The sequence below is a fragment of the Bacillus sp. RK1064 genome (genome assembly GCF_051488405.1).
GTDB lineage: Bacteria > Bacillota > Bacilli > Bacillales > Bacillaceae > Bacillus.
The window spans coordinates 1,764,096-1,784,719 of record NZ_JBPSCZ010000001.1 but is presented as its reverse complement, the minus strand read 5'-3'; the positions used below and the strand labels follow the sequence as shown (position 1 = coordinate 1,784,719).

General features: G+C 39.7%; 20 protein-coding genes and 7 tRNA genes. 21 read left to right on the top strand and 6 right to left on the bottom strand.

Features of this window, described 5'->3' with window-relative positions; translation table 11 throughout:
- Positions 1-7 precede the first annotated feature (7 nt).
- From ACSSTM_RS09305 to ACSSTM_RS09255, 11 genes are all read left to right on the top strand, one after another.
- Positions 8-1,042 (top strand): alpha-ketoacid dehydrogenase subunit beta, encoded by a 1,035-nt coding sequence (locus tag ACSSTM_RS09305; protein WP_095286211.1) that lies wholly within the window; start codon positions 8-10, stop codon positions 1,040-1,042.
- A gap of 22 nt (positions 1,043-1,064) precedes the next feature.
- Positions 1,065-2,195: a dihydrolipoamide acetyltransferase family protein gene (locus ACSSTM_RS09300; RefSeq protein ID WP_420735101.1), complete on the top strand. Its 1,131-nt coding sequence runs from the start codon at positions 1,065-1,067 to the stop codon at positions 2,193-2,195.
- A gap of 18 nt (positions 2,196-2,213) precedes the next feature.
- A complete protein-coding gene (gene lpdA / locus ACSSTM_RS09295; RefSeq protein ID WP_420735100.1) occupies positions 2,214-3,593 on the top strand; it encodes a dihydrolipoyl dehydrogenase in 1,380 nt (459 codons plus the stop codon).
- A gap of 108 nt (positions 3,594-3,701) precedes the next feature.
- Positions 3,702-5,549, top strand: a complete 1,848-nt coding sequence (locus ACSSTM_RS09290) for a sigma-54-dependent Fis family transcriptional regulator (RefSeq protein WP_420735099.1) — start codon at positions 3,702-3,704, stop codon at positions 5,547-5,549.
- A 211-nt stretch (positions 5,550-5,760) separates the two neighbouring features.
- Positions 5,761-5,835: transfer RNA gene (locus tag ACSSTM_RS09285), tRNA-Asn, on the top strand.
- A gap of 4 nt (positions 5,836-5,839) precedes the next feature.
- Positions 5,840-5,930: transfer RNA gene (locus ACSSTM_RS09280), tRNA-Ser, on the top strand.
- A gap of 9 nt (positions 5,931-5,939) precedes the next feature.
- Positions 5,940-6,011 (top strand) — tRNA-Glu (locus ACSSTM_RS09275).
- 20 nt (positions 6,012-6,031) lie between these two features.
- Positions 6,032-6,106: transfer RNA gene (locus ACSSTM_RS09270), tRNA-Gln, on the top strand.
- Between the two features lie 31 nt (positions 6,107-6,137).
- Positions 6,138-6,213: transfer RNA gene (locus tag ACSSTM_RS09265), tRNA-Lys, on the top strand.
- Between the two features lie 7 nt (positions 6,214-6,220).
- Positions 6,221-6,303: transfer RNA gene (locus tag ACSSTM_RS09260), tRNA-Leu, on the top strand.
- Between the two features lie 48 nt (positions 6,304-6,351).
- Positions 6,352-6,435 (top strand) — tRNA-Leu (locus ACSSTM_RS09255).
- 431 nt (positions 6,436-6,866) lie between these two features.
- Here ACSSTM_RS09255 and ACSSTM_RS09250 read toward each other — a convergent pair.
- Complete coding sequence (locus ACSSTM_RS09250; protein WP_420735098.1) at positions 6,867-7,841, bottom strand: NAD(P)-dependent alcohol dehydrogenase; 975 nt, start codon at positions 7,839-7,841, stop codon at positions 6,867-6,869.
- Positions 7,842-8,018: 177 nt separating this feature from the next.
- Here ACSSTM_RS09250 and ACSSTM_RS09245 point away from each other — a divergent pair, with 177 nt between their 5' ends.
- Positions 8,019-8,354: a winged helix-turn-helix transcriptional regulator gene (locus ACSSTM_RS09245; RefSeq protein WP_095286249.1), complete on the top strand. Its 336-nt coding sequence runs from the start codon at positions 8,019-8,021 to the stop codon at positions 8,352-8,354.
- Positions 8,355-8,746: 392 nt separating this feature from the next.
- Positions 8,747-9,166 carry an IS3 family transposase gene (locus tag ACSSTM_RS09240; protein WP_161937192.1) on the top strand — a complete coding sequence of 140 codons (420 nt, stop codon included), beginning with the start codon at positions 8,747-8,749 and terminating at the stop codon, positions 9,164-9,166.
- A gap of 363 nt (positions 9,167-9,529) precedes the next feature.
- Here the strand turns inward: ACSSTM_RS09240 and ACSSTM_RS09235 are convergent, their stop codons facing one another.
- Entirely contained in the window at positions 9,530-9,925 is a 396-nt protein-coding gene (locus tag ACSSTM_RS09235; protein ID WP_052004397.1) for a DUF2283 domain-containing protein, read from the bottom strand.
- Positions 9,922-10,617 (bottom strand): hypothetical protein, encoded by a 696-nt coding sequence (locus ACSSTM_RS09230; RefSeq protein ID WP_034666060.1) that lies wholly within the window; start codon positions 10,615-10,617, stop codon positions 9,922-9,924. Before ACSSTM_RS09230 ends, ACSSTM_RS09235 begins: the two co-directional genes overlap by 4 nt.
- Before the next feature lie 86 nt (positions 10,618-10,703).
- Between ACSSTM_RS09230 and ACSSTM_RS09225 the strand changes: the two genes are divergently transcribed.
- Together ACSSTM_RS09225 and ACSSTM_RS09220 are read left to right on the top strand one after the other, a co-directional pair.
- Complete coding sequence (locus ACSSTM_RS09225; RefSeq protein ID WP_052004396.1) at positions 10,704-11,672, top strand: S8 family serine peptidase; 969 nt, start codon at positions 10,704-10,706, stop codon at positions 11,670-11,672.
- A gap of 283 nt (positions 11,673-11,955) precedes the next feature.
- The gene (locus tag ACSSTM_RS09220) at positions 11,956-12,159 is read left to right on the top strand and encodes a cold-shock protein (protein ID WP_003214229.1); all 204 of its coding nucleotides are present in this window, start codon (positions 11,956-11,958) and stop codon (positions 12,157-12,159) included.
- Positions 12,160-12,446: 287 nt separating this feature from the next.
- On the opposite strand, the gene ACSSTM_RS09215 is transcribed toward ACSSTM_RS09220, so the two are convergent.
- The gene (locus ACSSTM_RS09215; protein ID WP_095286254.1) at positions 12,447-12,908 is read right to left on the bottom strand and encodes a CarD family transcriptional regulator; all 462 of its coding nucleotides are present in this window, start codon (positions 12,906-12,908) and stop codon (positions 12,447-12,449) included.
- Between the two features lie 271 nt (positions 12,909-13,179).
- Positions 13,180-14,229 (bottom strand): NAD(P)-dependent alcohol dehydrogenase, encoded by a 1,050-nt coding sequence (locus tag ACSSTM_RS09210; RefSeq protein WP_034666054.1) that lies wholly within the window; start codon positions 14,227-14,229, stop codon positions 13,180-13,182.
- Positions 14,230-14,443: 214 nt separating this feature from the next.
- On the opposite strand from ACSSTM_RS09210, the gene ACSSTM_RS09205 reads away from it, so the two are divergent.
- A complete protein-coding gene (locus tag ACSSTM_RS09205) occupies positions 14,444-14,845 on the top strand; it encodes a MerR family transcriptional regulator (protein ID WP_034666051.1) in 402 nt (133 codons plus the stop codon).
- 42 nt (positions 14,846-14,887) lie between these two features.
- Here the strand turns inward: ACSSTM_RS09205 and bglS are convergent, their stop codons facing one another.
- Complete coding sequence (gene bglS / locus ACSSTM_RS09200) at positions 14,888-15,619, bottom strand: beta-glucanase (RefSeq protein WP_003214284.1); 732 nt, start codon at positions 15,617-15,619, stop codon at positions 14,888-14,890.
- A gap of 358 nt (positions 15,620-15,977) precedes the next feature.
- Here bglS and ACSSTM_RS09195 point away from each other — a divergent pair, with 358 nt between their 5' ends.
- The 5 genes from ACSSTM_RS09195 to ACSSTM_RS09175 all read left to right on the top strand — a co-directional run bounded on the left by ACSSTM_RS09195 (position 15,978) and on the right by ACSSTM_RS09175 (position 20,540).
- On the top strand, positions 15,978-16,556 hold the full coding sequence (locus ACSSTM_RS09195) for a TetR/AcrR family transcriptional regulator (RefSeq protein ID WP_034666049.1): 579 nt from the start codon (positions 15,978-15,980) through the stop codon (positions 16,554-16,556).
- 72 nt (positions 16,557-16,628) lie between these two features.
- Positions 16,629-18,068 carry a DHA2 family efflux MFS transporter permease subunit gene (locus ACSSTM_RS09190; RefSeq protein ID WP_034666046.1) on the top strand — a complete coding sequence of 480 codons (1,440 nt, stop codon included), beginning with the start codon at positions 16,629-16,631 and terminating at the stop codon, positions 18,066-18,068.
- A 194-nt stretch (positions 18,069-18,262) separates the two neighbouring features.
- Positions 18,263-19,156 carry an alpha/beta hydrolase gene (locus ACSSTM_RS09185; RefSeq protein ID WP_095286256.1) on the top strand — a complete coding sequence of 298 codons (894 nt, stop codon included), beginning with the start codon at positions 18,263-18,265 and terminating at the stop codon, positions 19,154-19,156.
- A gap of 152 nt (positions 19,157-19,308) precedes the next feature.
- Complete coding sequence (locus ACSSTM_RS09180; protein ID WP_420735097.1) at positions 19,309-19,674, top strand: MmcQ/YjbR family DNA-binding protein; 366 nt, start codon at positions 19,309-19,311, stop codon at positions 19,672-19,674.
- 104 nt (positions 19,675-19,778) lie between these two features.
- Positions 19,779-20,540 carry an SDR family NAD(P)-dependent oxidoreductase gene (locus ACSSTM_RS09175; RefSeq protein WP_420735096.1) on the top strand — a complete coding sequence of 254 codons (762 nt, stop codon included), beginning with the start codon at positions 19,779-19,781 and terminating at the stop codon, positions 20,538-20,540.
- Positions 20,541-20,624 lie beyond the last annotated feature (84 nt).

Here is a 20,624-nt window from a genome sequence, read left to right as displayed (position 1 = left end):
GAGGAAAATGACAAGAGAAATCAGCATGTCTAGTGCTTTGAATGAAGCGATTAAACTGGCAATGAGAAGAGACGAAGATGTCATTTTAATGGGGGAAGATGTTGCGGGAGGCGCTCATGTAGATCACTTACAGGATGATGAAGCATGGGGCGGAGTTCTTGGAGTAACCAAAGGAATCGTACAGGAGTTTGGACGTGAGCGTGTCCTAGACACACCGATTAGTGAAGCTGGCTATGTAGGCGCGGCCATGGCAGCTGCTTCAACAGGGCTAAGACCAATTGCGGAACTTATGTTTAATGATTTTATCGGTACTTGTCTGGACCAAGTGCTGAATCAAGGCGCAAAATTTCGTTACATGTTTGGCGGAAAAGCAGAGGTGCCGATCACGATTAGAACGACACATGGGGCGGGTTTTAGAGCAGCAGCCCAGCATTCGCAAAGTTTGTATGCGTTATTTACAAGCATTCCTGGATTGAAAGTAGTTGTGCCTTCTTCACCTTATGATGCCAAAGGGCTGCTGCTGGCAGCAATCGAGGATCAGGACCCTGTCATCTTTTTTGAAGACAAGACGCTTTACAATATCACAGGAGATGTGCCGGAGAGATATTACACATTGCCGCTTGGTAAAGCAGATGTGAAGAGAGAAGGCTCAGACGTGACCATCTTTGCAGTAGGCAAACAAGTGCATACAGCACTCGAAGCGGCAGAAGAGTTAGCTGCTCAAGGTATTGAAGCGGAAGTGATTGATCCAAGAAGCTTGTCGCCGCTCGATGAAGAGGCCATTCTGACTTCGGTAGAAAAAACAAATCGGCTTGTCATTGTGGATGAAGCAAATCCAAGGTGCGGAATTGCCGCAGATATCTCTTCTTTGATTGCAGATAAAGGATTCGATTTACTTGACGCTCCAATCAAAAAAGTGACGGCTCCTCATACACCAGTACCATTTTCACCACCTCTTGAAGATATATATCTGCCGACACCTGATAAGGTTGTGAACACCGTATTAGAGATGATTGGCAAGAGTCATGACAAGATATCTTGAACTAAAGAAAGGAGAGAGGGAGATGGCTGTCGAAGTTGTGATGCCTAAATTGGGTATGTCGATGAAAGAAGGAACGGTATCTGTCTGGAATAAGGGGGTCGGTGAGACCGTAAATAAAGGGGAAAGCATTGCAAGCATCAACTCCGAAAAAATTGAAATGGAGATCGAATCACCTGCTGAAGGAACCATATTGGATATAAAAGTGTCTGAGGGAGAAGGTGTACCGCCTGGCACGGTCATTTGCTATATCGGTGAAGGAAATGAACAGGTGGAGGAAAAGAAAGAAAGGGACGTCCAGTCAAAACCAAAGAAAGAGAGAAAGAAAATCTCCCCTGTTGCTCGTAAAATTGCGAATAGCGCAAACCTAGACATTGATACGCTGGTGGGGACAGGACCGGGGGGAAGAATTACGAAAGCAGATGTGCTTCATGCGCTTCCTGAACGGGCAGAGAAAAAACAAAATGAGACAGAGCATCAACCTGTTAACACGATGCGGAAAACAATTGCCTCAAGAATGATGGAAAGCCTGCAAACAAGTGCACAATTAACCATTACGATGAAAGCGGACGTGACAAAACTTACAAACTTACAACAACAGCTGAATGAAACAGCCATAGCCCGTCACGATACAAAATTGACCATGACCGATTTTGTAGCCAAAGCAACGATCCTTTCATTACTCCAACACCCTGCGATGAACAGTCAATATCAAAATGAAAGAGTGGAAACTTTTGAGTATGTTCATCTTGGGATAGCTGCTGCTTTAGAAAACGGCTTAGCTGTGCCAGTTATTCGACATGCGGAGAGACTAGAGCTCATTGAGCTAGCGAAGACCATCAAATTGTATGGCAAAAAAGCACGTGAAGGCAAACTTCTTCACGATGAAATCGAAGGCTCTACCTTTACGATCACCAACCTAGGTGCATATGGTGTAGAGCATTTCACTCCGATTTTGAATCCGCCGGAAGCCGGTATCCTTGGCGTTGGAACAATGTATGAAACCCCTGTTTATCGAGAGGATGAATTGTGCAAAGGGACCATCCTGCCACTCAGTCTTACGTTTGATCACCGCGTGCTGGACGGAGCGCCGGCATCCGCATTTTTATCAACGGTCAAAGCATATTTAGAAGAACCAATATCCATTCTTTTATAGGAAGAAGGTGAACGTATCATGACACTGGTCATTATAGGAGGCGGACCAGCAGGTTATGTGGCGGCCATAACAGCTGCCCGTTTTGGCAGGAAGGTTGTGTTAATTGATCAAGGTCAGCTGGGGGGTACCTGCCTCAATGAAGGCTGTATTCCGACCAAAGCGCTTTTGCAAAGCGCCGATATGTTTGAGCATGTGAAATCGGCTGTACATTTTGGAATTGAGCTTCCAGAACATGAGCCTATCATCCAGTGGGATGTCGTTCAAAAACGGAAACAGTCTGTCGTCAAGCAACTAACTGATGGCGTTCGCTACTTGATGAATAAAAACAAAATCAGCGTGTTGAATGGGAAGGCGTCATTTCTATCGGCACATGAGCTATTGATAGAAAGTGAAGGGAAATCTGAAATCATTCAAGCAAAACAAATCATTATTGCATCAGGGGCAGCGCCTGCTGCTTTACCTTTTGCACCTTTTGATGGGGAATGGATCATTCACAGCAAGGATGCCATGTCACTTTCTTCGATACCAGATTCGCTTTGTATCATTGGGGGAGGGGTGATCGGCTGTGAGTTTGCAAGCATATTTAGCAGAATGGGGACAAGAGTTGTCATGGTTGAGCGGGCAGTGCACATTTTACCTGAAGAAGATCGTGATATAGCACAATGTCTTCACGAGCAACTCGAAGAAACGGGTGTAGACATTTTGACGTCCGCTGCAGTCAAACAGCTTGATTCTTCTTCAAGAAAAGTAGTGGTAGAGAAAAATCAAGGAGAGCAGTGTGAAATCCAGTCTGATCTTTGCTTAGTGGCAATTGGCAGAACTCCGCAGCTTGGAGAGTTGAATCTTGATCAGGTCGGCATTGAATTTGACAGAAACGGAATCTACGTCAATGAACATATGCAAACCAATCTCCCGCATATTTATGCGTGCGGTGATGTGACAGGTGGGGTCCAGCTTGCTCATGCTGCTTTTCATGAAGGAGCGGTTGCGGCATCCCATGCATCAGGTGAACATGTAAAAGTTAATGAACAAGTGATTCCAAGATGCATCTACACCTCTCCAGAAATCGCCAGTGTTGGTTTAAATGAAGAGAGTGCTAGAAAACAATATGGGGATATTCGGATAGGGACATGTGCATTTTCTGCAAATGGAAAAGCGTTAATATTAAATCAACCAGCCGGTCAAGTAAAGGTCATTGTAGAACCGCAATATCAAGAAATTTTAGGTGTATCAATCATCGGACCGAATGCAACAGAACTGATTGGACAAGCGGCGATGATGATGCATACAGAGCTGACCGCTGATACATTAGAGCAGTTTATTGCGGCACATCCGACACTTTCAGAGGCGATACACGAAGCCTTGCTGCAAACAATGGGACGAGCGGTGCACTGCTGAAAAAGACTCTATTTCTATCCGATTGACTTCTTGGGTTAGCCAATGTTAATTGAAAGCGCTTTTATAATTATCTATAATGAATAAAAAGCCCCCAGAGGAGAGGATGGAATGAATCCGACGCCTTGTTATTTAAATACGTGGAAACGTTTTGTTCGTGAAGGTTTGCTTGATAAGTCTCGTCTGAATAAGAGAGTGATGGAATCATGGCACAGGTGTAAACAGGCAAATGTGAATCCGTATTTAGATAAAGGACAGTCGTTGTTAGAAAAGGAATTATTCAGTGCCCAAAAAAAGAAATACTCATTATTCCTCAATACCGCTCTTCCTTACTTAAATAAAATCAGTCAGCAATTAAAAGAATCTGACATGCTGGCCTTACTCATCGATGCAGACGGTTATGTGCTAAGTCTGACAGGTAGCCAAAGAACGATGGTGGAAGCAAGAAAAATTAATTTTATGGAGGGTTCGCGCTGGACCGAAACAGATGTAGGGACGAACGCTATTGGAACGGCACTCGTCATCGGGGAAGCTGTGACGATCAACGGAACTGAGCATTTTTCTGTCGCCTCTCACCATTGGAGTTGTTCAGCCGCTCCTATTCGTGATGCAGACGGTACGATCATAGGGGTGATTGATATCTCCTGTATCGCGGATAACAAGCACCCTTTTATGCTTGGAATGGCTTCAACGGTTGCTTATGCCATAGAGAGAGAAATTCAAGTCCAGCAAAAAAGGAGAGAGATGGAGCTGATCACTCATTCTCTCCAGCAGGTGGAAGCAGACGCACCGTATGTGGTCTGTAATGAAAAAAAGCAAATTGTTTCTGCAAGCAGGTCGATTAGAGAACGATTTTCTGACTGGTACGGAATGGATGTCGAGCGGCTTAAGGGTCATCCATTTGTTATCCGGGGAACGCAGATCATTCAATCAGAGCTAGATGGAAAGATGCTGGGCATGTCCCTTTCCCTTGAAGAAGCAGCGAAAAGCAGCATCACCGTTTCTTTTGCTCAATTTCCCGGGGAATCTGGAACAAGTAAGGTGTTTCAACAGACGCTCAGTGAGATGAAGAGAGCGGCACAAACAGATGCCAATGTATATATTTGGGGCGAAACAGGTACAGGGAAGGAACTGGCCGCTAGAGCTATTCACTCAGCCAGTGAAAGGCATAGAGGACCGTTTATTGCTGTTAATTGCGGAGCCATTCCTGAAAGCCTGTTAGAAAGCGAATTATTCGGCTATGCTGAAGGGGCTTTTACAGGGGCAAAACGTCACGGAGCTAAAGGGAAATTTGAACAAGCTCATAAAGGAACACTCTTTTTAGACGAAATTGGCGAAATCCCATATGCGATGCAAGTAGCACTTCTTCGGGTGATAGAAGAAAGGAAAGTCGTTCCGCTCGGCGGGACACACGAAATCCCTTTGGATATTCGAATCATTACAGCAACACACCGTAATATGAACGAACTGCTGAAGGAAGGAAAAATACGAGAAGACTTGTATTACCGTCTTCATGTCTATCCGATCAACATCCCGCCGCTTAGAGAAAGAAAAGAAGACATTCATGATTTAAATCGTTATTACCAAAAGAAGTACCACTGGAATGCGGCGTTTCCTGAATCATTTTTTCGTAAGCTAGAAGCGTATCATTGGCCAGGAAACATACGAGAGCTTTTTAATCTGTTTGAACATCTAAGGGTCCTCTTTCCTAAAGGCGGATGGATTGGTGAATCGCAATATGCTTCAGTATTAGAGACGATTGATCAGAAAAAGCAGAAGCTGCATCCAGAAGAGTGTACCGAGATTCCAAAAGAACTCACGTTTAGGGAGCGCATTCAAAAGCAAACAGTGATAGAAGCACTGCATAATACGAAAGGTCATGTGTCAGAAGCAGCGAAGTTAGCAGGGGTGCCAAGAAGTACTTTTTATAAGTGGATGCGAAAGTTTAAGCTGTCTTAGTCTCCTGAGGAAGGCTGCATCAAGGCCCTTGGTCTACGTTAAGAGGTCGGGGGCTTTCTGCCAAGTTAAACAAATGGCATGGAAAAAGGCTTGACTGTTATATTAGTATATGTTAAATTATAAAAGCCGTCGCAAATGGGGCAGGAATGAAACGCTTAAAAATTCTTGACACATTTTTCTGGCATATATATAATGAAACATGTCTTATTATTCCGCAGTAGCTCAGTGGTAGAGCTATCGGCTGTTAACCGATCGGTCGTAGGTTCGAGTCCTACCTGCGGAGCCATAATGGAGAAGTACTCAAGTGGCTGAAGAGGCGCCCCTGCTAAGGGTGTAGGTCGCGTAAGCGGCGCGAGGGTTCAAATCCCTCCTTCTCCGCCATTATTGTATGGCCCGTTGGTCAAGCGGTTAAGACACCGCCCTTTCACGGCGGTAACACGGGTTCGAATCCCGTACGGGTCATGTTTTGTTTTTTGATTCGTTGGGCTATAGCCAAGCGGTAAGGCAACGGACTTTGACTCCGTCATGCGTTGGTTCGAATCCAGCTAGCCCAGCCATTTTTTATATATGTTTTTCTGCATAGCAGATGAGCCATTAGCTCAGTTGGTAGAGCATCTGACTTTTAATCAGAGGGTCGAAGGTTCGAGTCCTTCATGGCTCACCATTGTCACGCGGGTGTGGCGGAATTGGCAGACGCGCTAGACTTAGGATCTAGTGTCTTTATGACGTGGGGGTTCAAGTCCCTTCACCCGCATTGTTTTTTCAAACAGTGCACTTATGAATATAAGAGCACATCATACACGCGGTCGTGGCGGAATGGCAGACGCGCTAGGTTGAGGGCCTAGTGGGTGAATAACCCGTGGAGGTTCAAGTCCTCTCGGCCGCATCCCAATAATACCAAGGGTTTAACCACCTTTGGTATTATTTTTTTTGTGCGGAAAATACAGCTATGGGAGAAGACTTGCTTACCACATGCACCTTTTACAGCAGAAATATTGAATATTGCTAGTAAAGTAGTAACGGTTTTTTTCATAATATCTTTTAGCATAATCAAACGCTATGTCATAGGATTTAGATCTAGTATATCCTACTGAAAGAGTTATAGTCTCTGATTAATTTGGAAACAAACTTATATGTACCTCCAATAGCTAGTCTTGGTACTGGTGAAAAGACGATCTATATTTTAGCGGCTAAAGTCCTGAATGCATCAGCAAATTGAGTTGATCTCAATCCATCTAAAGCCCCGCCTAATAACGCCGCAAATGGAGCAACGCCTTTTACAAGAAACGAGCGTCCATTTTATCCTGAAATGATGGCTTATTTTTTATCAAGTAAATTTATGATACGTTTTCCTCGTCCACCTCCAGCTTCTAAGGAATGATGAGCTTTGGCAACATCAGATAAAAAATAAATGCTATCAATAACTGGTCTGACCTTGTTGGAATCTACATAAGATGCTAATTCTTTTAGAAGTTCATTTTTGGGATTTGCACTGAATGTGCGAACTCTACGAGAACCGAAAGTAGTTGAAGCTAATATATATATTAAGGACGAAAAACTAGGAAATCCAATAGTAACCATTCTACCGTTCTTTGCAAGCAAGCGCCTATAATGTTTGAGGTCAGTTCCCACTGTGTCCATGACTACATCAAACTTTTTAAGATCAGTAGGAGATGTTTTTTTATAATCAAATACTTCGTCTGCACCTAGCTCTTGAAGAAAAGTAAGATGTTTTTCGTTTGCAAGAGCAGTTACATGAGCACCTAACATTTTGCCAATTTGAATCGCAATGCTTCCGACTCCTCCACTTGCACCACGTACAAGTAACTTTTCGCCTTTTCTAAGTTTAGTTTTATATTTTAAAGCAATAATTGCAGTAGCACCTACGCCTGGCAATGCCGCAGCTTGTAAGAGATCAACCTTTGTAGGAATTTTAGATATTTTCTCAGGTGATATAGCTACATATTCAGCGGCACTACCAATTTGGCTCCTTAATTTCATAGGAAGAACTCCCCACACTCTATCACCTAATTGATAATTTTTTACGTTCGATCCTACCTCAACAACCTCACCAGAAAAGTCTGCCCCTGTTCCTTTAGGGAATTGATTACCCGTTAATAGTTTCATCTTGCCTGATCGAAATAGCGTATCCATAGAGTTTACACTCGACCCATGTACACGAATGAGTACTTCTCCAGTTTCTATAACAGGTTTTGATATAGAATCTTCAAAAAGAACATTCGGTGATCCATATTTAGTATATTGTGCAGCACTCATCTTTTCATTTTTCATTTACTCACTCCATCTCCTAGAAAAAGTATGAACTTGAAGGGTATTAAAATCAATTTAGCTCTCTAATACATGGGTGACATGGTTTACATATTTGATTATAATAAATGGAATTGATTTAACAAGTACTCAATATAAACTGACTAAGTAAGGAAAAACTGACTAAGGAGTGGATAAAATATGACTGAAAGTGAGCTAAATAAAGCGATAGCTCCAGCAAGTTATGCCTTAAATATATTAGCGGGAAAATGGAATTTAAAAATCTTAGCTGTACTATGTAGTTACAATGATATTCGATATAATGAGTTAAAGCGTAAAGTGTATGGAATTACAGGAACAATGCTCAATCAATCATTAAAGGATCTGATTGAAAACGGAATTGTTCAACGAGTTCAGTATAATGAAGTTCCATCAAGAGTAGAATATTCATTGACTGGGGCAGGACTAGAGCTGATCCCTATATTTGAACAACTTCTTTTATGGGGCGAAAACCAATTAGAAAAATCAAAGTCATAATAAAATCCATCTACGTGAGAAGTTCGTTGGGGAATCATAGCATAGCTTCCTAACAAAGATTTTATTCACTTTAAGCTATGATGAAGAAAAACAACAAAAAATCTTGAGATTACTAGGGAAGCGCTAGAAAAGGGGATGCAAATACATGTCAATTTACCATAAAGTCATTGGAGATGGATTTCCGATTGTAATATTACATGGTTGGACACTTGACCATCAAGATGAGAACGAGAAGTTAAAAATAGAAAATCGTTTTCTAAAATAATCATTGACATATTAAAAAATACATAGAATGGGAAAGGAAGTGAAAAAAGAATCGTTAGTGTCGATTTATGAAACCGTAAAAAAGTCAAGTGAGTATAAAGTGCATGCATTTTGTCAGATGTTTGAACTTGCAAAACCCACATTTTATCGATGATAAAAACAAGGTTATCCCAAAGCAGCAGATACTAATCGAGTTGACTTCATCAGTTTGTAGATCATATCAATATATGTACGGTTATTCTAAAATCACAGCTCTCTTGCAGAAAGAAATGAAAATGAATCATAAGACAGTACAACGTATTATGCAAACCTACGGTTTACAATATCGTGTGAAAGTGAAAAAGCGTAAACAGACCGGTCAATCCTATTACATTGCAGATAATCAATTAAAACAAGATTTTTCTGCCTTGGCCTTTGAAGTTATTCTCTCTTTTGAGCTTAATCATAAAGCTGTTCCAGTTGGATCGGTGATGCGGTTTTCTTTAGATGTGTTCGACTTTGTTTTCAAAAATAAATCTTCTGGTAGTGAGAAAAGATTTTATTTTTGAATTTTTGTTCTGAAAAGAGAACTGCGGTATTTGGAGGAATTACCCTCAATCTACTATATAATGACCATTTAAAAGCTCTTTGCAGGTGTTAAAGAAAATTTTTCGTTCTGGAGGAGACGGGAAAGTTTTTAAAGACTATAGAGGAAAAGTTAGCAATGTTCTTATGAATATGACCTTCATATCTAAAATTGATTAATGACACAACCAAAAGATATAGAATTTTTAGTGATTTAATAATCCGTCGAAGAAAAGATTTAATTCTTTCGACTGTATTTTTATTTCAAATAAAGAAAATACAGTTCAAAAACACTCACTGATTAGGTGAGTGTTTTAAATATAAATACATCAAGACTAATAGCATGTTTAATTCAAAAGCTCTATTTTATATTTTTCATTATCTAAAATTTTATAACCGATAAAGTTAGTGTAATCTTCATTCTCAAAAAGGAATTCAATTCCTAAAAATATGGATGAGCTTTTTACAGGTTTATCAACTAATAAAAAATAATAGGAACCATCTATTTGTTTATACATTTGAGAAATATCACTATTTTTAATATAAATAGCTTCTTCCCCAAAAATTTCTAAACCAACTATCTTATTTTCTTTATCAATATCTAAAGCTATTAACTCATTAGCTTCTAACTCTTCTGTTTCCTTAATTTTATATTTATATTTTTTATTAAAGACATATATATATCCAAAGTTAGCTGCTTTATCAAAAGTTATCCTATTCTTCATAATCTTCATTATCTTCATTTTTTCCACCTCTTTTTAACTCCACTTTTATATGTTGTAGTCAAAGTATTGCCCTGTTTAGCTACAGCTACACCCTTATAATGATATACTGTAGAATTATATTTTGGATCATAATACTTTTTACCGTATTTCACCGCATCAAAGACTTGTTTAGGAGTAATTTGACGTTGAATCATTCTTAAACCTACATGCCAACTGACAGTTAAAACCCTAATGCCTGCTTTTCTTAATAAGAATACTGTTGCTGAAATAGCGCCTCTAATAAGTATAGGAGCTATTAAAGCGTCAACTTCACTTTCTAATGCTAGTTCTTCTTTAATTTGTTCTTCTTGGTCAATTAATAGTTGCACATCAATATCTGGATTAATGTTATCAATATAAGAGAGTGTCTCATCATCTAATTTAAAAGCACTTTCTTTTAAATTAGAAAACTTTTCTTGATACTGTTCTTTTTCTTTATCTGACATATTATGATCAATATCTTTTGCATCATTTATAATATTTTGATCATTAATCAAAAGAGAAATATCCTGTTTGAGTAACTTTTCGTCAGTGAAACTAGTGTTGTTTTGCGGTTCGGTAGTTTCTTCATACTCTGATTCTTGTGCGGTTACTGTTGTAATGGTCGGCCCTATAATAGTAAATAACATAATTAAGGCGATAGTACAACTAATTTCTTTTAAATTCTTCAAAAAATTCCCTCCTGTTAAATAAAATCATGTATATTATAATATGATAATAAAGTAATATCAACAATAATATGGAGGTAAAGGTAATAATGAACAAAAGGTGTTTTTGTACTATTTTAGTCACATTTATTTTTTTTGCGAATATGCCTATAGTTTCAGCAGATGATCCTCAGCATAGAATTAAAGCAATCGCTGATAAATACGGATTAACTGGAAAAGGAGTATCAATAGCTATATTAGATACTGGTTATAGTGGAAGTAATATTAATATTATAAAGAAGTACAATGTAGTTTATGAAGGGGATGATATAGAAGATAAGAACGGTCATGGCTCATTAACAGCGAATATCATTGGATCTAAAGAATTTGGTATCGCACCTGAAGCTGAATTCTATATTATTAAAGTTATGGAAAAAAATATTTCTGGTAAATATGATGCTGTTATTAAAGGTATTGAGAAAGCGATCCGGTATGATGTAGATATTATATTAATGAGCTTAGGAGGTACAAAGTATTCTGAAAAAATGGAAAGTATTATTAAAAAAGCACTAGAAAAGGATATTGTCTTAATATCTGCGGTGGGAAATGATGGTCTATCCAAAAAAGATACAATTAGATATCCTGCAAAATTAGATGGGGTAATAGGAGTTGGAGCAGTTAATCAAAGTGGGCGTAGGTGGTTTCAATCTAGTAAGGGAAGAGGTATTGATATTATGGCTCCAGGTGAAAATTTAAAAAGTGTTGATCAAAATAAGAATGAAACGAGAATAAGTGGAACTTCTGTAGCAGCTGCTTATTTAGCGGGTTTTTTATCACTGATGTTGCAAGAGAATAAAAATATAACTAATGAACAAATTCTTAATATGTTATCTAATTATAGTAAAAAAGAAAAAGACGTTATATCATATGGAAATGGTGTTCTTAATGAAAAGGAAACCTTAAAACACTTAAGGAGAGCTAATATATACTCCATTGTATTAAAAACTGTAATTATTCTATTTGTTTTATTGATTATTTACTTTTTGATATATAAGTTTAAAGGGAAGAGACGTTTCTAATATTAAGAGAATTTATTATTTTTAAGTGTAAGATAAAATTTAATCAAGATAAATCAGATTGATGATAATCCTTTTCTTCTTAACTAAATTTGTGAGGGAGAGAAGAACAAAATCATGCTCTTTTAAATCCTAAATTGCAATTATTTCCGATTCATGTTACAATAAGAATAATTATTTTTGTTCGGCGTAAAGGATAGCATGAAGAAAGACTTTTCGTCTTGAGGATACTTTGGGCAAGGATAGTATAATACATTGTGTGGTAACGCACTAGGAGGCAACAAACATGGAACAAGGTACAGTAAAATGGTTTAACGCAGAAAAAGGTTTTGGATTTATCGAACGTGAAGAAGGCGACGATGTATTCGTACATTTCTCAGCTATCCAAGGTGACGGATTCAAATCTTTAGACGAAGGTCAAAAAGTAACATTTGACGTAGAGCAAGGTTCTCGTGGAGCTCAAGCTGCTAACGTTCAAAAAACTGCTTAATCTTCATTTTTAAAAACAGGTTCTCTGTAGAGAGCCTGTTTTTTTGTGTTTCCAATTATTTCTTCAATAAAAAACCCTACTCAGCGTACAAGTAGGGAGATGTTACAAGGTAATCGTAAAAAAATTCATGCTTCAAAGGTTTATCAACAGTATAGCATATTGGATTTACAATATGCGGAATTTGCCTAAATAAATTCTTTTTTCTTTCATAAGTTGAAGGGTGGATAGGTTCTTAGAGAACATGTATTCAAAAATGGTGAGGGATGCCCAAAAGAGCGGCAGAGTTCTTAACAGAAACTTTTTATTTGCTTTTCTGTAATCCCTTTGATGACTTCTAATTCACTTAGCAAAAATTCATGGGCATCATCTAGCATTTTCTTTTCACTTGCATTTAGTGCTTTCTCTTTCTTCATACGCATCAGGTCACGTACAACTTCAGCACCGTCTTGGATGCTACCCGTTTTTATTTTGTTTGTATTAATTGTATGCCGTTCTTTCCATGTCAGTATTTGATCTGATTTGCCATGCTGGAAAATGTGTATCACACTGTTTAATGCCAGTATATCTGTAACAGGTCTAATACGTGAACCCGACATTTTCCGTGTTGGAATCATCACTTTCATATGACTGATTGACATATTAATCACATAATACTGTTGTTTTTCATCAGAAAATTCTTTTTCTTCTATGGCTTCAATTATACCTGCTCCATGCATTGGATACACAATGTTATCACCAATTTGAAACATATCATCCACCTCCATATTAAGTACCTACTATAAGGGTACCACAAATCGATCCGAAATAATCAAATTTTTAATAATAACATGTTTATTTATTTTTTGTCAATAAATTTAGTTCTAAAAAAGAGAGATTATTTTGAAGGAATTTTGGGTGTGATTTTTTTTTATTATCCATGATTTTTGAACATATCCTCTAGAATCCTCGCTATAAGAAAAACAGGATATCCACCATTAAAAAAGACCAGCCATTGAGCTAGTCTTTCAAAATAGAATCCGATCATAATGTCGAAATATCAATGACAAACCGATAACGCACATCACTTTTCAGCACACGTTCATACGCTTCATCAACTTGACTTGCGTTGATCACTTCAATTTGTGGTGCGATATTGTGAGCAGCTGCGAAATCGAGCATTTCTTGTGTTTCTTGTATGCCTCCAACGAGTGAACCGGCAATGCTGCGGCGGCCAGTAATCAATGAAAAGACGTGGAATTGATCTGGCTCAGGTGGTGCACCGACGTTCACCAAGGTTCCATCCACACGAAGTAGGGACAAATAGGCGTCTATATTGATATTGGCAGAAACTGTGTTGAGAATGAGGTCATACTGACCGGCTAGTGACTGAAAGGTATGAGGATCACTTGTAGCAAAATAATCTTTTGCACCAAATGACAGCGCCTCTTCTTTTTTATTCAAAGAGCGGCTCAATACCGTGACTTCAGCGCCAAGTGCACGTGCGAATTGAATGGCCACGTGACCGAGTCCGCCCATCCCGACGATGGCAACTTTTTTACCTGGCCCTGCTTTCCAGTGCTTTAACGGTGAATAAGTTGTGATTCCAGCGCAGAGAAGAGGACTTGCGGCATCAAGGGATAGTTGATCTGGAATGCTGACGACAAAGCGCTCTGTCACGACAATCTTCTGACTATAGCCGCCGTAAGTCGGTTCCCCGTCATAATCGAGGTTATTATAGGTTTGGACGACCCCTTTCGTGCAATATTGCTCGTCTCCATTTTGGCAATATTCACAGGTGCCGCAGGAATCAACAAAGCAGCCAACACCTACACGGTCTCCGATCTGAAATTTCGTCACATCATCACCAACAGCGGCAACGACTCCAGTGATCTCATGACCCGGAACCATTGGGAAAATACCGCCGCCCCATTCATCAAAGGCACTGTGGATATCTGAATGACAGATCCCGCTAAATTGAATATCGATTAAAATATCATGTGGACGAAGCGCTCTTCGTTCAATGGTTGTCCGTTCAAAGCTCGCTTTTGCATGTGAAACACTTAAAACGTTTGAATGGTGCGTCTGACACATTCTTGATCATCCTTTCAAAAGTAAGATTCTTTACTTCTATACTGTACGTCTTAAAGTGAACTCTAAGTCAATAGAGAACCCTCTTCAAGCTTTTCAACATCCTTAAATAAAGAATTGAGCCAAAAGCATCTTGCGTTCTCTATCAAATTGGAGATGATGAGAAGAAGGAATTTCATTTTTCATAAGGTGAGAGAAGAAGAGAAGGGTGAAAACAATGAAAATAGCACAAGCCGCCAAGCAGCTCGATTTATCTACTGCCACGCTCAGATACTACGAGAATATTGGTTTAATTCGACCGATCCGGCGTGATGAAAACGGTGTTCGTGATTATGCAGAAGAAGATATTCAGTGGATTGAATTTATCAAATGTATGAGAAATGCGGGTCTCTCAATTGATGCACTTAGAGAATATACGGCTTTATTTATCGAGGGCGAGGATCGTACCCTGTCCTCGCGGAAAAGTATTTTGGTCAATGAGAGAGAAAGACTTGTAGAAAAACAAAAGGAAATCGAAGAGACGATTAAGCGGTTAGATTACAAGATAGAAAGTTATGAAGATATTATCCACAGCTATGAACAAAAGCTGGTTCATCAACTAAAAACCAGCTTAATTTAAATGAAGAAAAACCTGTGACTTTTCACAGGTTTTGTGATGTGGTTATCTTTTTGTGTAACGCACCCAGTTATAATGTGCGTGGAGCGGTGTAACACCGTTATAGGAGCCGAGCCATTCATCGACACCTGCACCATTCCAGAGGTTCATCATAATCTTTCCTGGAGTTTGAGGGATTTGAGTAGTGGCAGTATGTTTTAATTGTCCATCTACATACCATTTAATCGAGTTAGGCTGCCAGTCAAATGCATACGTGTGATAAGAGTTTGCTGCATCAAAACCAAGGTTGACGATCTTTTCATGATTTCCTACACCATTGGTATAGTAGTTAAACTGAACCTTTGTCGTATCTTTTCCTAGAAATTCGATATCAATTTCATCCCAAGGCGTACCATCAGTCGGTCCCGTATAAGTAAAGAACGAAGACACGATCCCTACATTTTTGGCTGGTTTCATGCTGACTTCATATAGACCGTAGCCATATGTTTGAGTGGAGCGGTTTTCTCCGCAGTCAAACTTATTATAGGAGGGACTTGTGAGCGATAATCGCATTTCACCTAATGACGTCATGGAGACATTATTTGCACGCCACGTACAGTTAAACATGTTTCCATTCGAGTACCCATCGGCTTTTTGCCATAACCCCGTATTATAGTTGTTAAAAGGCTCGTAAAACGACCCGCCTGTTTGTGCCGAGGCACCCGCAGTAAATGTGGACAAACTCAAGACTATTCCAGTGACAAGCAGCATCAACATTCGTTTCACACGGTAAGACATGTAGGCATTCCCCTCTCCTTTTTTGAAAGCGTTTTCTTAATTGATCATACATGATTCTCTCAAAATGGAAAATCGGTCTAATATATGATATTAAAGAGGATTTTTTGCTAGATTCTTCTCTTATTTCATAGGAAGTTACTAAAGAAAATGGTATAAACAGCAAAAGGTCATCAAAAACTCATTCGTTAAAATTGAGTTTTTGATATTTTTCATGCCATTTAATAAAGAATGATTGACAAAGCGGACAGTTGTCCGTAAGATAATATCGGGACAATTGTCCTAATGAGAATCAAAAGAGATGAGATTTAACACATAGAGATAAGTGCAATATGGATGAAGGTAAAGAAGGTGAGGCATCATGGAAAAGGATATTGGAAAGGAAATTGAAGAGGTCGCTTTTTCTTTGTTTCAGGAATTTGGCGTGGAAAATGTCAGCATGCATAAAATTGCCAAAACAGCTGGTGTTGGGCAGGGCACTCTTTACCGCCGCTATGCCAATAAAAGTGATTTGTGCCTTTCTATCCTTGGAGAAAGATTTGAACAGCTGATCCCTGCTTTGCATCTTTACTTGAGCAAAATCAGTGACCAGCCGGTTCGTGAACGTTTGCGTTATGTGCTCGAAGAAATTCATCTCATCGTCGGTCATCATTTAGACTGGATTCGGATGCTTACAATCTCTGGGAATTTAGAACAGACAAGTAAAGTGTATGATTGTCATTACAGTCAATCGCTTAAACAAATCATTCGTGATTTGCTGGAGGAAGCAGAAGAAAAAGGGGAAGCGAACATACAGGATATTGAGCTGACGACATTATGTATGTCCTCTCCGATGACGCCTGAACTGATGTTTTATATTTGTGAATCTGGTTATTCAATCGAAAAAATCGCTCAATTCGCTGCAGAGAAACAGATTTTATCTGTTTTCAATAGACATTGAAGTGGCTCATTTCTGACCAGCCTGACTTCCTATGATTGATCTAAATTGAAAAAGAAAAGGAGCCAACCTACTATGAACAAACAGCAAGCAGCAGCTTCTCATATTCGAACGCTGCCCATTATTATCTCATTTATCACAGCTGGTTTTATTGGCCTGTTCAGTGAAACGGCACTAAATATGGCGCTGAGAAGCTTAACGTTAGACTTTGGTATTGAAGCAACGACAGCTCAGTGGCTGACAACAGGATATTTATTAACACTTGGTATTCTCGTACCAATTTCAGGACTCATTCTTCAATGGTTTACAACAAGACAGCTTTTCATTACGTCGCTCATCTTTTCGATCATTGGAACATTTATTGCGGCGGTTGCGCCAGTCTTTAGTATTTTAATGGTGGCACGTGTCGTGCAGGCAGTCGGTACAGCATTGCTTCTTCCATTGATGTTCAATACGATTTTGGTGATCATCCCGCCTCATAAACGAGGCAGATCAATGGGGATTATAGGTCTTGTGATCATGTTTGCACCAGCTGTTGGTCCAACAGTCTCTGGTCTTATTTTGAAATCGCTGACTTGGCATTGGATTTTCTGGATTTCACTTCCGTTATTAATAGCTGCACTCGTCTTTGGTTTTATCTTTATGCAAAATATTACGGAGCCAACAAGACCAAAAATCGACATTTTATCGATTGTGCTTTCAACCATTGGTTTCGGAGGAATTGTGTATGGCTTTAGCAGTGCCGGTGAAGGCGGCGGCTGGAGCAGTATGCATGTGATCGTTGCAATTGTAGTAGGTGTCATTGGGATTCTTGTATTCTCTCTCAGACAGTTGAATATGAAGGAACCGATGTTGAACTTAAGCCCGTTTAAATATCCGATGTTTGTCATTGGGTTACTGCTGATCTTAGTGTGTATGATGGTGATGCTGTCTGCTATGATGATTTTGCCATTGTATCTGCAAACATCCTTGGCACTAACTACATTTACAGCAGGTTTAATGCTATTGCCTGGTGGAATTATCAACGGTCTGCTATCTCCAATCATGGGTGGGCTATTTGATAAGTTTGGGCCAAAATGGCTTGTGATTCCAGGGCTTGTCATTGTCGCAGCGACGATGTTTGGCTTCACGAATTTAAGTGTGAATACATCGATTGGATACATTGTGACCCTTCATATTACGTTAATGGTCGGAATCGCGATGATCATGATGCCTGCACAAACAAATGGATTAAATCAGCTGCCGCCAGAGCTATATCCGCATGGTACAGCGATTATGAATACATTGCAGCAGGTGTCAGGAGCTATTGGCACTGCGGTCGGTATTTCGATCCTTTCATCAGGGACCCGCAGCTTTATGGAAAATGTGGCTGATCCCGCAAATCCGATGAACCAGCTGCTCGCCTTTACAAATGGCGTCCAGCATGCATTTATCTTTGCTGTGATCATGACCGTCATTGGTTTGATCATCGCTTTCTTCATTAAACGAGTGAAAGTAGAACAGCAAGTTTCATAAAATAGATTAAAAGCACTGAGGACCTAGCGCCGCAGTGCTTTTTTTATTTGCCCAATGCTTGTTTCAAAGAGAGCGAAAATGGGGAGATAGATAAAAAGTGAACCAATGAGAATGTGCTGCTGATTCAGTAGAAGGAAAAGAGGAAAAAGGAACGAATGAGTTAGAAGAAATGAATAAGATAGGAGACTGAGATCATGAACTTAGAAGAACAAATCAAAATCGCTGCGTCATTACGTCAACCAGCTGAAGGTTCATTACCGAGTCAATCGGAACTAAAACCAGTCCATCCTCCTGAAGTAAACAAAATGGAATATGACATTCCAACAAGTGCTGGCGAAACAAAGGTATGGGTATTTAAGCCGGTCAACACATCAAAGCAGCCGCTTCCTGTTTTTGTGAATTTACATGGCGGAGGATTTATCCTAGGCAGTGCTGAAATGGATAACCATTGGTGTCCGGTCATTGCAGACCGAGCGCAATGTATCGTCGTCAATGTGGAGTATCAGCTTGCCCCAGAGCACCCTTTCCCGGCCGCTCTTCATGAATGCTACGATGTGCTGAAGTGGCTGTATGAACACCCTGATGAGCTTCAAATAGATCCCAAAGCAATAGCCATTGGCGGACATAGCGCAGGAGGAAACTTGGCAACGGCTGCTTGTCTCTTAAATATTCAAAAAGGGCACCAACTTCCTATTGTCTATCAAGTGCTTGATTATCCGCCGCTTGATTTAGCCACTGATCCAGCACAAAAGCCAGCGTTTGAAGAAGCGATCCCAGTTGAAATGGCGAGACTCTTTAATGCCTTCTATCTGCAAGGCCAAGATCCGCACAATCCGCTCGTTTCTCCGATCTTTGCTGATCGTTCATCCTTGGCACAAATGCCACCAGCTCTCGTCATCACAGCTGAGAGAGATTCGCTAGCTCAAGAAGCCGAACAATATGCGGACAAGTTAAAAGAAGCAGGGGTAGACGTCACATACAGACAGTTTAAAGGAGTTCCTCACGCCTTCACGCATGCCGGAGATTTAGCAATAGCTGAAGAGGCTTGGCATCTGATGAGTGATCAATTGAAGAAGGCATTTGAATAAGAAAGGAACAGTGATGTTAAAGCACAGAGCCCAGCGGGACTGTGCTTTTATTGTTGCTTAAGAAAGAAGTGGGTTACAAAAGATCAGATATCTGCCTTCATTGTCGATATAATAGAAAGAATAGAAGACGACTTAAAAAAGGAGCGAATCTAATGGAAAAAGAGAAACTACAGGCATTTTGTCTTTCTTTAAAAGGAGTAACCCATGATTATCAGCCAGAATGGCAGGCAGATCGTTATCATATTGGTGGAAAGATGTTTGCTATGATGGGCGGAGATGCGAATCGAAAACCTGTCATCACTTTAAAATGTGACCCTCAACATGCTGAAGAACTAAGAGAGGCGCATGAGGGGATTATTCCGGGCTATTATATGAATAAGACTCATTGGAATTCGATTTACCTTGATGCGGACATTCCATCTTCATTTGTAGAGGAGTTAATCGAACATTCCTACCAATTGGTTTTTCACAAATTAACAAAAAAAACTCAACATGACATCCTCCAACATGATGAATGAAGTGAGACAAGTTAATAAACCCTGTGATTCTCTTCAAAATTGACTAGAGCGAAGTGCTGTCGTTATAATTTAACCAGTTAGAAGACGTTAATAGGGGGATATAATTGAGCTATACAGTCATTACAGGAGCAAGTTCAGGTATTGGGTATGAGGCGGCGCTAGCCTTTGCGGCACGAGGCAAAAACCTTATTTTAGCTGCACGACGGCTCGAGAAACTCCAAGAACTGAAGAAAGAGATTCTTGATCAATATCCCGAGATCAAAGTAAACATACAGTCTGTCGATTTAACCGACATGGAGCAAGTGTATTCATTTTATGAATCGTTGGCTGAATATGAGCTTGACACCTTCATTAATAATGCAGGGTTTGGCCATTTCGGTTCAATAGGAGAACAGGATGTAAGTAAAATTGGGGATATGCTTCATCTGAATATCGAAGCCTTAACGATTTTATCCACTTTATTTGTTCGTGATTATGAGCAAGTAGAAGGGGCTCAGCTGATCAACATTTCTTCAAGAGCGGGCTATACAGTCGTCGGCAATGCCGTCACCTATTCAGCCACGAAGTTTTACGTGAGTGCCTTTACAGAAGGACTGGCACTAGAGTTGAAAGAAAAAGGAGCTAACTTACAGGCAAAAGTATTAGCGCCTTCCGCGACAGAATCAGAATTTGCAAAGCGTTCATTAGATGTAGACCAATTTGAATATAAAGGCAATATCAAGAAATATCATACATCAAAAGAAATGGCAGGTTGTCTGCTCGAGCTTTATGATCATGAAAAAACAGTCGGTATTGTTGACGGCAAGACATTCGACTTTGAATTGAAAGACCCGATTTTTTCACATGCTGGTCCAAGTATGAAATAGAAATGACACATCACTGAGGGCAGATTTCCTCGGTGATTTTTTTATGGCATGATTGACTGTGTGGTAACCACATGGTTTAGAATG

Bases quoted from the DNA above. Each gene is read 5' to 3' on its own strand.
- ACSSTM_RS09220 (WP_003214229.1), top strand. From the start codon at position 11,956: ATGGAACAAGGTACAGTAAAATGGTTTAACGCAGAAAAAGGTTTTGGA.
- ACSSTM_RS09300 (WP_420735101.1), top strand. From the start codon at position 1,065: ATGGCTGTCGAAGTTGTGATGCCTAAATTGGGTATGTCGATGAAAGAA.
- bglS (WP_003214284.1), bottom strand. From the start codon at position 15,619: ATGTCTTACCGTGTGAAACGAATGTTGATGCTGCTTGTCACTGGAATA.
- ACSSTM_RS09210 (WP_034666054.1), bottom strand. From the start codon at position 14,229: ATGTGTCAGACGCACCATTCAAACGTTTTAAGTGTTTCACATGCAAAA.
- ACSSTM_RS09245 (WP_095286249.1), top strand. From the start codon at position 8,019: ATGACTGAAAGTGAGCTAAATAAAGCGATAGCTCCAGCAAGTTATGCC.
- ACSSTM_RS09205 (WP_034666051.1), top strand. From the start codon at position 14,444: ATGAAAATAGCACAAGCCGCCAAGCAGCTCGATTTATCTACTGCCACG.
- ACSSTM_RS09290 (WP_420735099.1), top strand. From the start codon at position 3,702: ATGAATCCGACGCCTTGTTATTTAAATACGTGGAAACGTTTTGTTCGT.
- lpdA (WP_420735100.1), top strand. From the start codon at position 2,214: ATGACACTGGTCATTATAGGAGGCGGACCAGCAGGTTATGTGGCGGCC.
- ACSSTM_RS09305 (WP_095286211.1), top strand. From the start codon at position 8: ATGACAAGAGAAATCAGCATGTCTAGTGCTTTGAATGAAGCGATTAAA.
- ACSSTM_RS09215 (WP_095286254.1), bottom strand. From the start codon at position 12,908: ATGTTTCAAATTGGTGATAACATTGTGTATCCAATGCATGGAGCAGGT.
- ACSSTM_RS09180 (WP_420735097.1), top strand. From the start codon at position 19,309: ATGGAAAAAGAGAAACTACAGGCATTTTGTCTTTCTTTAAAAGGAGTA.
- ACSSTM_RS09250 (WP_420735098.1), bottom strand. From the start codon at position 7,841: ATGAAAAATGAAAAGATGAGTGCTGCACAATATACTAAATATGGATCA.
- ACSSTM_RS09235 (WP_052004397.1), bottom strand. From the start codon at position 9,925: ATGAAGATAATGAAGATTATGAAGAATAGGATAACTTTTGATAAAGCA.
- ACSSTM_RS09225 (WP_052004396.1), top strand. From the start codon at position 10,704: ATGAACAAAAGGTGTTTTTGTACTATTTTAGTCACATTTATTTTTTTT.
- ACSSTM_RS09190 (WP_034666046.1), top strand. From the start codon at position 16,629: ATGAACAAACAGCAAGCAGCAGCTTCTCATATTCGAACGCTGCCCATT.
- ACSSTM_RS09185 (WP_095286256.1), top strand. From the start codon at position 18,263: ATGAACTTAGAAGAACAAATCAAAATCGCTGCGTCATTACGTCAACCA.
- ACSSTM_RS09195 (WP_034666049.1), top strand. From the start codon at position 15,978: ATGGAAAAGGATATTGGAAAGGAAATTGAAGAGGTCGCTTTTTCTTTG.